This window comes from Mycobacterium paragordonae (assembly GCF_003614435.1).
Lineage (GTDB): Bacteria > Actinomycetota > Actinomycetes > Mycobacteriales > Mycobacteriaceae > Mycobacterium > Mycobacterium paragordonae.
On sequence record NZ_CP025546.1, the window covers coordinates 1,517,887 to 1,530,931 of the forward strand.

Here is a 13,045-nt window from a genome sequence, read left to right on the forward strand (position 1 = left end):
TGCTGTCCACGATGGGGCTGTTGGTACTGCTGGGTGCGGTCATCGGTGCCGTCCTGCTGGACCGCACCGACCAGCTGGCCCGCGAGCTCAGAGACAATATCCAGCCGTCGCGGGTAGCCGCCTACGAGTTGCAGTCCGCGCTGCGTGATCAGGAAACGGGACTGCGGGGTTATCTGATCTCGGCCGACCGGCAGTTTCTGGTCCCCTACTACGAGGGAGTGGCCGCCGAACAGGTGTCCGCACAAGAGCTTCGGGGCCGGCTTGCCGGGCGCCCCGACCTGATCGCCGACCTGAATGGCATCGAGGCCACCGCGGCCAGCTGGCGCAAAGATTATGCCGACCCGCTGATCGCAGGTGTGACCCCGCAAGCCCCCGCCGTCGTGCCGGCCGCGACGGTTGCACTTGGTAAAGCCGAATTCGACTACATCCGGCAACTTTTCACTAAGCAGAACGACCATCTCACCGCGGCCCGCGAACAGAGTGCGGCCCGGCTGCTGCGCATGAACAACTGGCGGGACCGGGTGCTGGGCGCCATGGTGCTCATCTTCGTCGCGACGGCCGCCCTGCTGGGCATCCTGGTGCAGCGCGCAATCACCCGTCCGCTGGCAAGGCTGGCCGCGTCGTGCCGGCAGATCACCGACGGCCACTTCAGCGACAGCATCGAACCGCCGCGCCGACCCGCGGACGTCCGGGGCATCGCCGTCGACGTGGAGAACATGCGGCAGCGGATCGTGGCCGAACTCGATGCGTCGCAATCGGCTCAGGCGCAATTGGATGAGCAGGCGGCCGAACTGCGCCGGTCCAATGCCGAGCTCGAGCAGTTCGCCTACGTCGCGTCGCACGATCTGCAGGAGCCGTTGCGCAAGGTGGCGTCGTTCTGTCAGCTGCTGGAGAAGCGCTACGGCGACAAGCTCGACGAACGGGGCATCCAGTACATCGATTTCGCCGTCGACGGCGCCAAGCGCATGCAGGTGCTGATCAACGATCTGCTCAGCTTCTCCCGGGTCGGTCGCCTGAACACCAAATACACCAAGGTGGAACTCGGCACGGCGCTGGACACGGCCGTCGCGAACCTCGCTGCGGCGATCGAGGAATCCGGTGCCCAGGTCGTCTACCCCAAGGAATCGCTCCCTCAGGTCTTCGGCGACCCGACGCTGCTGACCATGCTGTGGCAGAACCTCATCGGCAACGCCGTGAAATTCCGCCGGGAAGACCGGGCGCCGCGCATCGTCATCGCTTGTCGCCAGGGTGTCGACAACCACCGCGGCAACTGGGTTTTCAGTGTGTCCGACAACGGCATCGGCATACCGGAGGAATTCGTCGGCAAGGTCTTCATCATCTTCCAGCGCTTGCACGGCCGAGACAACTATGGTGGAACCGGGCTGGGGCTGGCGATGTGCAAGAAGATCGTCGAACACCACGGCGGGACAGTCTGGATCGACACCTCTTACACCGATGGAACGCGGTTCGAGTTCACGCTGCCCATTGCTGAACCCGACACTGAAGCCATTCCAGCTCAAGCCATTTCAAAAGGAGCAGACGCATGACACCACCCGGCCGCGCCATCGACATCCTGCTCGTGGAAGACGACCCGGGTGACGAGCTGATCACCCGGGAGGCCTTCGAGCACAACAAGCTCAACAACCGACTGCACGTGGCGCACGACGGCGAGGAAGGCCTCAACTACCTCTACCGCCGGGGCGCCTACGAACACGCACCGCGGCCGGATCTGATCCTGCTCGATCTGAACCTGCCGAAGTACGACGGCCGGCACCTGCTGGAGAAGATCAAGTCCGACCCGGAGCTGAGTCGCATCCCGGTTGTCGTGCTCACCACGTCCTCGGCGGAGGAAGACATCTTGCGCAGCTACAAACTGCACGCCAACGCCTATGTCACCAAGCCGGTGGACCTGGACCAGTTCATGAATGCGGTCCGGCAGATCGACGAATTCTTCGTCCAGGTCGTTCGGCTACCGAACGGCTGACCCGACCGCTTCCCGGGCCGCTTCTCGGGCCGATTCAGAGGCGTGCACGATGCCGTGCTCGTCCACCTCGTGCACGTGCACGGTAGCGAAATCAAAGAAGATGCCGACGACGCGCAGTTGCCCCGATCCCACCAACGGGGCCAGCATCGGATGCCGCTTGAGTCGGTCGACCTGCACGGCGACGTTCACGATGGACAGCTGGTCGAGTTCGCTGAAGGTGAAGCCGTTGGATGTGCTGCTCATCCGTGCCGGGTGGTCGTCCCGGTAGGCCGCCAGACTGTCCTGGGCGTGCTGCAGCCACCGCCCGATCGGACGGTCCGTCTCGTCGGTGTCGTCGTCCAGCACCACCTGCATCGCGCGGCACGACGAATGTCCGCAGACGACAACGGAACTCACGCCCAGCTGGTTGACCGCGAAGTCCAGCGCGGCGTCCACCGAACGCTCGCCGGGATCGGTGGGCACCAGGTTGCCGACGTTGCGGACGATGTAGAGGTCGCCGGGTCGGCTGGCGGTAATCGTGTCTGGCAGGATCCGCGAGTCGGCGCAGGTGAGGAACAGCGTGTCCGGGTTCGGCGAATCCACCAACTCCGACACATGACGGTGCAGGGCCCCGACGCCGATGCGGTGGTATTGCTTGACGCCGTCCAGGATGGAGACGTCGGCGCCTTCACCGTTGCCGTCGCGCCGGGACGGCCACGGCGCTTCGCGCAGCGAGCGCGATGTGTAATGCCGTTTCGGCGGGCTGCTGTGTGCGCTCGACAGGTTCGCGGGTGATGTCTCGACGATGTGGACCGTGCCGCCGGTCGCCTCGTGGGCGATCTTCCAGTCCGAAATCGCTTCGGAGATCGAGTGATCGATGTAGTCGGCATTGAGGTTGAGGGTGACTTCGCTGCCGGGCGGCAGCGTCGACAGCACGTTGGTCAGCCGGGGCAGCAGCAGGAAACTGAGCGTGCCGTCGATGTCCACATGCCACTGCTTGGCCTCATCACCGATCGGCCGGGCCTCGATCGGCGCGCGGACCAATCGCACCAGCAGGAAGAGGATCGCCACGGCGAGCCCGATCGCCACCCCTTCCAGCAGGTTGAGGAACACCACGCACAAGATGGTGATGGCGTAGATCACGAAGTTGCCGGTGCGCACCGCGACCCTGATGTGGGCGAGTTTGATCAGCTGAATACCGATCACGATGAGCAGACCGGCCAGCGCCGCCTTGGGGATCAGCTCCACCAGACTGGTCAACAGCGACGCGAACAGCAGGATCCAAACGCCGTGCAGCACCGCCGATGTGCGGGTGCGGGCACCCGCGGCCACGTTGGTGGAGCTGCGCACGATGACGCCGGTGACCGGTAATCCGCCGAGCAGCCCGGAGACGACGTTGGCGCTGCCCTGTCCCAGCATCTCCCGGTTGAAGTTGGTGCGTGGTCCGCTGTGCAGCTTGTCGATGCCGACCGCGGACAGCAACGACTCGACGCTGGCGATCAGCGCAACCGTCAGCACCCCCAGCGCCACGGCGCCGATCTCGTGCGTCCAGGGCTGCCCGCCCGGCGACAGCGGAGGCAGATGCGGCAGGCCGATGGCCTCAAAGAAGTTGCCCGACAGGTTGATTCGCTCGACATCCAGGTTGACCACCAAGGACAGCGCGGTGGCCGCCACGATCGCCACCAGGGCGCCCGGGATGAACCTGACCCTGGGCGGCAGCTTGGGCCACAACAGCAGGATGGCAATGACGGTGCTGCCGACGATCACTTCGTGCAGCTCGTGGTTCAGGATGCCGCTGGGCAGCGCTTCAATGTTCGCCCACGCGGAACTGCGCGACGATCCGCCCAGCAGCACGTGGATCTGCTGCAGCACGATGGTGACGCCGATGCCCGCCAGCATGGCGTGCACCACCACCGGGGCGACGGCGAGCGCGGCACGGGCCACCCGCACCAGGCCGAGCAGGATCTGCACGGCGCCGGCGCACACGGTGATCACGCACGTCATTTCCCAGCCGAAGTCGTCGATCAGGCCGGCCACCACCACGGTCAGGCCCGCGGCCGGTCCGCTGACCTGGAGCACCGACCCGCCGACCGAGCCGGCGATGATGCCCCCGCTCACCGCGGCTATCAGCCCGGCCATCAGTGGCGCCCCGGAAGCGATCGCGATTCCCAGCGACAGTGGCAGCGCTACCAGGAAGACGACCAGTGACGCCGGGAGGTCATAACGCAGGTTGGGCAAGATCTTCCGCATGAGTCTCCTAGGGGCCGGTCCGCTCAGGCAATCGGACCGGCGTGAACGGATGGGGTCCGTCCGGTGTCCACCGGGCGTCGGCAACCCGGATTCGCCATATATTTGTGATCAGCAAATTCTTTGAATCCCGCTACCGACGTCTGTCCAAATCGTCCATGTGGCCCTCGGCAATTCGGCAAATCCCGCGCCGATTCATTCGCAATTCAAATAAAGCTTGTCGCGGCGCCGGGCCCGGTCTGCGCAACCTTGGCGTTGGGTGAGAGCCCTCGGATCAGCTCAGAAACTCAGCGTTATGCTGGCCGGCGGCTGGCGGCGGCTCGGTGACCCGGGCGTCGAAGCTCGAGTAACGCGCCGGCGTGCGGATGACGGTAATGGCATCGTCGCCGCCGCCCACTTTGAGGGCGAGGTCGTTCTCGGCGAACAGCGGTGTGTCGACCACCTGCTTCCAGGTGTAGGCCAGACACGCCATCAGGCCCCCCTCCTGCAGTAGCTCCACCCACTCCGCTGCGGTCTTGGCGGCCAGTGCCGATTCGAGTTCGTCGGTCAACTCGGGGTAGTTGATCGCCCTCGAGCGCTGATCGGCGAACCGCTCGTCGTCGATCAGATCGGGCCGGCCGATGATCTGGCACAGCTTCGCCCAGTGCTTGGGCACGTAGGCGCTGATGACGAGGTAGCCGTCGGAGGCCTTGTAGGCGTCCGACGGCTGCGTGGCGAAACCGACGCCTTTGCGCTTCTTCGCCGGCGGCGCGGCCGGCGCGGGTGCGGCGGGTTGCCCGCTGGGCTTGTTCAAGTGGATGGTCAGCTGGTTGGCCTGCAGGCTGACCGCGACGTCGTACATCGCGACCTGAACCAGATCGCCCACCCCGTGCCGCTCGCGGTTGAGCAACGCGGCCAGCACGGCCTGCGCGAGCACGTGCCCGCTGGCGTTGTCGACCAGCTGGAACGGGATGATCTGCGGTTTGCCGGTAGGGGTGGCCATGCCCGTGCACATGCCGGCCTCGGCGGCCACCATCAGGTCGACGCCCGGGCGGGTGCCGTTCGGGCCGTTCCCGCCGAACGCGCTCAGCCGTGCGTAGATCAGCCTGGGGTTGCGGGCGCGCAACTCGTCGGGACCCAGGCCCAGCCGTTCCATCACCCCGGGCCGGAACCCCTCCAGGACCACGTCGGCGGTGTCGACCAGTCGCAGAATCTGCTGTCTGGCCTCTTCTTCGGTCAGGTCCACCGCCACCGATTTCTTGCCCCGGTTGTTGGGCAGGAAATAGGTGGCCAGCGGCGGGCGGCCGGGCAGTACCGAGGTGAGTCGACGGGACTGCTCGCCGCCAGGCGCCTCTATCTTGACGACCTCGGCACCCAGGTCGGCCAGGATCTGGCCGGCCAGTGGCCCGGCCACGTTCTGGGTGAAGTCGAGTACCCGGAAGCCGTCGAGGGGCTTGGCGGAGTTCGGCATCAGCTGGGCCTTCCTGGAAGCACCGCGGTGCAGTAGTAGTTCTCGGTGAACATGGTTTCGTCGGTGGAGCGGCCGGGGGCATGCGGCCGAAACCCGTTGGCGACCAACAGCTCATTGAGCAGGGTGCGGGTGACGTGCCAGCCGTGCCGTTGCAGGTAGGCAGCGACGTCGTTGCGGTCGCCCGGGTAACCCAGCCGGTCCATTTCGACGCTGAGGCCGTGCTCGTACCACCTGGCGAAGATGGCGTCGTACAGCTCCCGGCTCGCCGGAGCGCTGAAGAACACCTCGGCCAGCAGCCGGCTGCCGGCGGCGCTGAGCGCGGAGATGTTGTCCAGCAGCAGGTCCTGGCCGGCGGGAGGGAGGTACCCGAAGAGGCCCTCGGCGGCCCAGGCGGTCGGCCGGGCGGCGTCGAACCCGGCCTGGCGCAGCGCGGACGGCCAGTCCTGGCGCAGGTCGATCGGCACGCCCCGCACGTCGGCGGTGGGCGCGGCGCCCAGAGCTGCCAGCGTCGCGGCCTTGAAGTCGATGACCTGCGGGACGTCGATTTCGAAGACGGTCGTTCCCGCGGCCCACGGCAGCCGGTAGCCGCGGGCGTCGAGGCCGGACGCCAGGATCACCGCCTGGCGGATCCCGGCTTCCTGGGCGGTGGCGAAGAACTCGTCGATATGACGGGTGCGGGCCGCCTGCTGATCGGTCATCCGCTGCATGCCCCACGGGGCGTCGGGAAAGTCGACGTCGGCGGTGTCCAGGTCGCCACACGCCCACCGGGTGAAGAAGTCGATGCCGACCGCGCGTACCAGCGGCTCGGCGAAGGGGTCATCGATCAGCGCCGCCCGATTGGCACGGGCACGACCGGCCGCCACCATGGTGGCCGTCGCGCCCACACTGAACGCCAGGTCCCAGGTGTCGTCGTCGGTGCGCACCATCTGTGATCCTCCCGCAGCTGACCTGGTGGTTAGCCACTGTAACTAACCGGGCGCGCGTCGATTCCGGCGCGCTGGCGACCGTGGCACTACCATCGCGGAAATGACTCGACCCGGCGCCGTTGGAGAACCCGCCGGCGCTGTCGAGGCCCCATGCCACGCGGAGTCGGCACATCACGACGCTGACTGGCAGCGCAATGTCGCCTGGGCGCGCCGGCTGGCCTGGATCAGCCTGGCCGTGTTGCTCATCGAGGGCGGCGTCGGGTTGTGGGAGGGGATAGCGGTCAAATCGGTCGCCCTGACCGGGTGGGCGCTGGGCGGCGCGTCCGAGGGACTGGCCAGCGCGATGGTGATCTGGCGCTTCACCGGCGACCGCACCCTCTCGGCGACCGCCGAGCGACGCGCACAACGCGGCGTCGCCATCTCGTTCTGGCTGGTGGCGCCCTACGTCGCCGCCGAATCGGTCCGCCATTTCGTCGGCGGCGAGCACGCCGAGACCTCAGTGCTCGGCATCGGGCTCACCGCGCTGGCGTTGGTGCTGATGCCGATCCTCGGCTGGGCCAACCACCGGGTGGGCGCGCGTCTGCACTCCGGCGCGACCGAGGGGGAGGGCACCCAGAACTACCTGTGCGCCACCCAGGCCGCGGGAGTGCTGGCGGGGCTGGCCATCACCGCGGCCTGGCCCGCCGGTTGGTGGATCGATCCGGCGATCGGTTTGGCTGTGGCGTGCGTGGCGATGTGGCAGGGCGTGCTGGCCTGGCGCGGCAAGGACTGTTGCTGATGTCTGCGTTGGGGCTGGGCAAGTACACGTGCCTGGATGCGCCCAGCTGCTTCCGAGATCACCCTGCAGCGCAGGATCTTTGGCTGACGGGTACGACCGAAAATATGCGCTGCCTATGTATGGACGCGTTGGCGGGCACGATCTGCGTGCCCGATGTAGCGTGCCTCGGTGTGACTTCGCTGGCCGGGGGTCAGCGCGAAGAGCGGCACCATGGGTTCACCGTGACCACGGTGCCTCGAGGAGCAGCGAGCCATGGATTTCGGAAGCTATCCGCCCGAGGTCAACTCGACCAGGATGTTCACCGGTCCTGGGGCAGGACCGTTGTTGGCGGCGGCCGAGGCGTGGGCTGCGCTCGCCGCCGGGCTGAATTCGGCGGCGAATTCCTACCAAGTGGTGGTATCGGGATTGACCGCTGGTCCCTGGTTGGGGCCGACGTCGGAATCGATGAGCGCTGCGGCCGCGCAGTATGCGGCGTGGCTGCGAGTCACCGCCGCACAGGCCGAAGAAACCTCCACGCAGGTCAAGGCTGTGGCCACTGCCTACCAAACCGCGTTCTCGGCGACGGTTCCGCCGCCGATCGTGGCGGCCAACCGCAGTCAGCTGATGGCCCTGATCGCGACCGACGTGTTCGGCATAAACACCCAGGCGATCGCGGCCACCGAGGCACAGTACGCGGAGATGTGGGCCCAGGACGCGGCAGCGATGTACGGCTACGCAGCGGCGTCGGCATCAGCGACGGCGCTGACGCCGTTCAACCCGCCCCCGCAGACCACTAATCCGGACGGATTGGCCGGCCAAGCCGCCGCCGAGGCCACCGGCATCGTGCCGAACACGGTCCAGCAAGCCTTCACCGCGGTGCCCAGCGCGCTGCAGAGCGCGGCGGCCCCGGCGGCGGCCGCGGACGACCCATTGTTCCTGCTGTCCCTGCTGGCCGATCTGTCCGCCATCACCTTCGGCGTATCGGCGGGAATCGCCACCATTGGAATCGGCGTGCCTGCCGCTGTGCTCGGGATAGTGAATCTTCCGGTGGCCGTCTACAGCACCCTGGTGGGTCTACACAGCGACGAGGTCCTCAGCGACTTGGATGACGTGGAGCCCTATCCGGGCTCGGAGCTGGCGCCAATCAAGCCGTTGCCGGCGCCGCTGCCTAACTTGCTGGCGGGCACGGTGGCGCCGAGGCTGTCGGCCGGACTGGGTGAGGCGAACACCGTCGGGGCGTTATCCGTGCCGCCGGCGTGGACCGCCGCCACCCCGGCGGTGCGCCCCGTCGCGTACACGCTGCCGGCCCTGGGCGGGACCCCGTCTGGGGCCGCCGCCGCGCCGGCGGCGGGAGCCGGCACAGGGACCATGCTCGCCCAGATGGCGATGGCGGGCATGGCCGGACGAGCGATGGGAACCGTTGGTATCAGCCGAAGCGCCGGCAAGGAGCCCACGAAGGCAACCGGGTCCGCTCGCACCAGAACCGCGGCGACCGCCGGCGACAAGGCCGCACCTGGCGAGAACGGCGCGGCGCCCAGCGACAAGCCTCGGGCTGTGGTCACCGGAGTCGCGGCGGAGCTTCGTGAATTCACCAAGCTCCGCGACGAGGGGATTCTGACCGACGACGAATACACCGAGCAGAAGAACCGGTTGCTCGGTCGCTGAACCGCCGTCGGGCAACTGCCGTGGTCATCGAGACAAGGTAAGCGCAGCAATGGATTTCGGGATCTATCCGCCGGAGATCAACTCCGGCCGGATCTATGCCGGTCCGGGCGCGGGGCCGATGCAGGCGGCTGCACAGGCCTGGCAGAGCGTGGCCGACCAGCTGTACGCGACGATCAGCGGATATCAGTCGGCGGTGTCCGAACTCGCCGAAGGGGCTTGGTCGGGTCCGTCGTCCGTGGCGATGAGCGCAGCGGCCGGGTCCTACGTGGAATGGCTGAGCGCCACCGCTGCGCGGGCGGAGCAGACCGCGGCCCAAGCATGGACGGCGATCGCCGCTTACGAGGCGGTGTTCGCAGCGACGGTGCCGCCACCCGAGATCGCCGCCAACCGCGGCCTGCTGGCGGTGCTGGTGGCGACCAATTTTTTGGGACAGAACACGCCGGCGATCGCGGCCACCGAGGCGCTTTACGCCGAGATGTGGGCGCAGGACAGCTTGGCGATGTACAACTACGCAGCTTCGTCGGCAGCCGCGTCGGTGCTGACTCCCTTCACCCCTCCGCACCAGAACACCGACTCGGGCGGGACGGCCGGCCAAGCCGCCGCGATCAGCCAGATCGGCTCCCTCGCCGGCACCGCGCAAGATGCCATGTCGGTTGTGCCGCAGGCCTTGTCGGCGATGGCGGTACCGGCCGAGTTCGAACTCGTGACGCTCTTGCTCGATCTCTTTTTCATTGCGCCAATAGACGCGGCGGCCCTTTTCGGGATCATCCCGGCAGACGTGATCGGTACTTTCGGGGATTTTCCTCTCGCCGCGTTCACCGCTGCTTCCGGTGTCGATGACGATGAGACCGTCAGCGAATGGGACGAGGTAGAGCCCTGGCCGGGGACCGGATGGTCACCGGAAGCGCCGTTTGTGGCGCCCCCAGCGAATCAGCCCCCTGGCCGTATTCCCACGCCGACGCTGTCAGCGGCTCTCGGCCAGGCGAACATGGTCGGGAAATTGACGGTGCCCGCGAGCTGGACCCAAACCGCTACTGCCGCAACCGAAGTGCACCCTGCTGCACTGGTCACACCGCTGGCGAGTGTGAACACGGGAGCGGGGCCGGCGGCAGAGTTCGGCGCCGCAAGCACGCTGAACCAGATGGGCATTGGCGCGATGGCCGGGCAACCGATTGTAGGCCCGTCGGCCTCCGCGGACGGGCAGAAGCGCGCCGCGGCCGCGCAGCTCATCGGCCGCAACGAGGATGCGCCGGGCGAGGAGGCCGAGGTGATACCAGCGCCGCGGACCGTCATGACCGGCGTCGCCGCCGCGATCCGCGACATCGCCGTGCAGCACGCCGCTGGACTGCTGAGCAATCAGGAATACACCGAGCAGAAGAAAATGCTGCTGGAAATCTCCTTTGGCCCGTAGATCGGTCGGCGATCGACAGCGCGCTGCCGTCCAGGACGCCGTGCGCAGTGCGGCTCAGTCCAGCCGGTACCGGATCAGCCGCGAGCTGTTCGCCACCACCGCCACCGACGAGGCGTTGTGCAGGATCGCGGCCAGCACCGGCGACAGTGCGCCGCCGGCGCCGATGAGCAGCCCGGCGGCGTTGACCGCGATCGACATGCCGTAGTTCTCCCGGATCACGTCGACCGCACGGGCACCCAGGTCACGCACGTCGAGCAGGCGGTAGAGGTTGTCGTTGGCCAGCGCGACGTCGGCGGTCTCCACGGCGACGTCGGTTCCGGCCAGGCCCATCGCGATGCCGATGTCGGCGGCCGCAAGTGCCGGCGCGTCGTTGACGCCGTCGCCGACCATCCCGACCACGTATCCCTCGTCCTGCAGCCGGCGCACCACCTCGAGCTTGTCCTCGGGCATCACCTCGGCGCGCCACTCGTCGATGCCCAGTTCGTCGGCGACCACCTCCGCGATGTCGGGATGGTCGCCGGTGAGCATGACGATCCGGCGAACCCCGCTGTCGCGCAATTGGTTCAGCACCTCGGCCGCATCCGGCCGCACCTCGTCGCGCAGGCTGATCAGGCCGACCAGGGCGCCGTCCACGGCCAGCAGTAGCGGCGTCTCGGCCTGACGGCGCAGCCGGTCGACCCACTCCTGCGCCTTCTTGGACACCTTGACCTTCTCGGCGCGCAGCAGGCCCGGACTGCCCAGCAGCAGGGTCCGCCCATCGGCCCAGGTGCGCATGCCCAGGCCGACCAGCACCTCGCACTCCTCGTGCGGCGGGATGCTGATGTGGCGTTCCTCGGTGGAACGGATGACGGCCTCGGCCAGTGGGTGCCGCGAGTGGATCTCCGAACTCGCGGCATAGGCCAGCACCTGCTCGGGCTCCCAATCCTTGTGCAGCGAAACGATATTCGTCACCACCGGGCGCCCCACGGTCAGCGTTCCGGTCTTGTCGAACACGATCGCGTCGACCCGGCCGGCCTGTTCGAGGTGCGATCCGCCCTTGATCAGGATGCCGCGGCGCGCACCGTTGCCGATCGCAGCACTGATCGCGGTCGGGGTGGACAGGCCCACCGCGCACGGGCAGGCGATCAGCAGCATGGTCATCGCGCGCCGGACGTCGCCGGTGACCAGCAGGGTCAGCGCCGAGACGACGAACGACGTGGGCACGAAGCGGCGGGAGAAGTTCTCCCCGACGGTCTGGATCGGAGCCCGATCATGTTGCGCCTCTTCGACTCTGGTGATGATGCGACCGATGGTGGTCTGGTTGCCGACGGCCTCGGCGCGCACCACCAGGCGCCCGCGTACCACCACCGAACCGGCGTGTACGTGTGCCCCGGCGGTCACGCTGACCGGGAGGTTCTCGCCGGTGATCGCGGACTGGTTGACCACGGCCTCGCCCTCGACCACCTCGCCGTCGACCGGGATCGCGACATGGTCGTGCACCACCACCTCGTCGCCGATTTGCAGGGTGTCGATCGGGACCTGAACCTCCGGGCCGTCCGGCAGCCGCACCCAGGCGGTGTCCTGGTTGCCGCGCAACAACTCCGAGATGGCCCGCCGGGTCCGGCGCAGTGTCAGGTCCTGCAGGTATTCGCCGATGTTGAGCAGCCACAGCACGGTCAGGGCGACGACGTTCTCGCGCAGGATCAGGCTGGCCAGCGTGGCCGCCGAGACCAGGGCGTCGGTGCCGAGCTTGCCCGAACCCACCGAGCGCAGCGCGCCGCGCAGGAAGGGATAGCCGGTGAACACGGTGACGCCGGTGGCGACCATCCGGCCACTCGGCCCGAGCAGCGGCGGCCGCGCGAAGACGTAGCGGCGCACCCCGAGTAGGGCCAGCGCCGCGCCGCCGATGACCATGCGCAGCACGTCGGTGTTGCGGATCTCTTCGGAATGGGGGGAGCGTGTGGGGATCAGGTCGGCGGCGACGTGTGCCGCGCCGCTGATCGCCTCCAGCACGGCGGCGCGGTCGCAGCGCCTGGGGGAGTACCAGACGACTACCGAACCGGTGCGGGGATAGGCGTGCGCGACGCGCACGCCTTCGCATTTGGCGACGGCATCCTCGACGGCGACGGCGCGTCGCACATTGGCGCGAACCCAGTCGACCCGCACCCGCATGCGTCCGGCTGCGTCCGAGATCACCTGCAGCGCAGGGTCTTCCGCCGGCGCGATGTCGGAAACCAGCGCGAGGGCCACCGGATCAGTGGTCGTGGTTGTGGGCGTCGCCGACGGCCGGCGTCGGCGCCTCCTCGCCGATGCGTTCGCGCGCCTCGGCCATCACGTCGGCGATCTTGAGCCGGGCCGACTCAGCGGCCTCCTCGGCTTTGCGGGTGCTGCGCAGGCCCAGTTCGGCACCCTTGACCGCGGTTTCGTGCAGGGGCGCCTTCTTGGCGGCCTTCTTCAGCACCTCGTACGCGGTAACCCCGGCCAAGCCGGTGATCACCGTCGAAGCCGCCTTAGCCAAAAGCACCTGCACCGCCATCTTTCTGAATCCTTCCCGCCGCGTGGTGTTCAGACCGACGTTAACATCCAAATATAGCGATATCAACATGTATCGCTGCGGGTTGGGGTGCACTTCGGGGCATTTAGTCTG

Annotated in this window: 10 protein-coding genes; 5 read left to right on the forward strand and 5 right to left on the reverse strand. The window is 67.8% G+C overall.

Annotated features, from left to right (window positions below; genetic code table 11):
• The first annotated feature begins 11 nt into the window (after window positions 1–11).
• Window positions 12–1,547 (forward strand): sensor histidine kinase, encoded by a 1,536-nt coding sequence (locus tag C0J29_RS07050; RefSeq protein ID WP_120794607.1) that lies wholly within the window; start codon window positions 12–14, stop codon window positions 1,545–1,547.
• Window positions 1,544–1,984, forward strand: a complete 441-nt coding sequence (locus tag C0J29_RS07055) for a response regulator (RefSeq protein ID WP_065046388.1) — start codon at window positions 1,544–1,546, stop codon at window positions 1,982–1,984. Before C0J29_RS07050 ends, C0J29_RS07055 begins: the two co-directional genes overlap by 4 nt.
• Here C0J29_RS07055 and C0J29_RS07060 read toward each other — a convergent pair.
• From C0J29_RS07060 to C0J29_RS07070, 3 genes are all read right to left on the reverse strand, one after another.
• A complete protein-coding gene (locus C0J29_RS07060; protein ID WP_120791876.1) occupies window positions 1,970–4,213 on the reverse strand; it encodes a SulP family inorganic anion transporter in 2,244 nt (747 codons plus the stop codon). The two genes, C0J29_RS07055 and C0J29_RS07060, sit on opposite strands and share 15 nt — an antisense overlap.
• 271 nt (window positions 4,214–4,484) lie before the next feature.
• Entirely contained in the window at window positions 4,485–5,660 is a 1,176-nt protein-coding gene (locus tag C0J29_RS07065; RefSeq protein ID WP_120791877.1) for a CoA transferase, read from the reverse strand.
• The gene (locus tag C0J29_RS07070; RefSeq protein WP_120791878.1) at window positions 5,660–6,586 is read right to left on the reverse strand and encodes an SAM-dependent methyltransferase; all 927 of its coding nucleotides are present in this window, start codon (window positions 6,584–6,586) and stop codon (window positions 5,660–5,662) included. Before C0J29_RS07070 ends, C0J29_RS07065 begins: the two co-directional genes overlap by 1 nt.
• A 100-nt stretch (window positions 6,587–6,686) precedes the next feature.
• On the opposite strand from C0J29_RS07070, the gene C0J29_RS07075 reads away from it, so the two are divergent.
• The 3 genes from C0J29_RS07075 to C0J29_RS34350 all read left to right on the forward strand — a co-directional run bounded on the left by C0J29_RS07075 (window position 6,687) and on the right by C0J29_RS34350 (window position 10,419).
• Window positions 6,687–7,364, forward strand: coding sequence for a cation efflux transmembrane domain-containing protein (locus C0J29_RS07075; RefSeq protein ID WP_120791879.1), 678 nt, complete (start codon window positions 6,687–6,689; stop codon window positions 7,362–7,364).
• Window positions 7,365–7,616: 252 nt separating this feature from the next.
• Window positions 7,617–9,008, forward strand: a complete 1,392-nt coding sequence (locus C0J29_RS07080; protein ID WP_120791880.1) for a PPE family protein, SVP subgroup — start codon at window positions 7,617–7,619, stop codon at window positions 9,006–9,008.
• 49 nt (window positions 9,009–9,057) lie between these two features.
• The gene (locus C0J29_RS34350; RefSeq protein WP_120791881.1) at window positions 9,058–10,419 is read left to right on the forward strand and encodes a PPE family protein; all 1,362 of its coding nucleotides are present in this window, start codon (window positions 9,058–9,060) and stop codon (window positions 10,417–10,419) included.
• A 54-nt stretch (window positions 10,420–10,473) separates the two neighbouring features.
• On the opposite strand, the gene ctpC is transcribed toward C0J29_RS34350, so the two are convergent.
• Together ctpC and C0J29_RS07095 are read right to left on the reverse strand one after the other, a co-directional pair.
• Window positions 10,474–12,570, reverse strand: a complete 2,097-nt coding sequence (gene ctpC, locus C0J29_RS07090) for a manganese-exporting P-type ATPase CtpC (protein ID WP_120794608.1) — start codon at window positions 12,568–12,570, stop codon at window positions 10,474–10,476.
• An 82-nt stretch (window positions 12,571–12,652) separates the two neighbouring features.
• Entirely contained in the window at window positions 12,653–12,934 is a 282-nt protein-coding gene (locus tag C0J29_RS07095; RefSeq protein ID WP_055582037.1) for a DUF1490 family protein, read from the reverse strand.
• Between the last annotated feature and the right edge of the window lie 111 nt (window positions 12,935–13,045).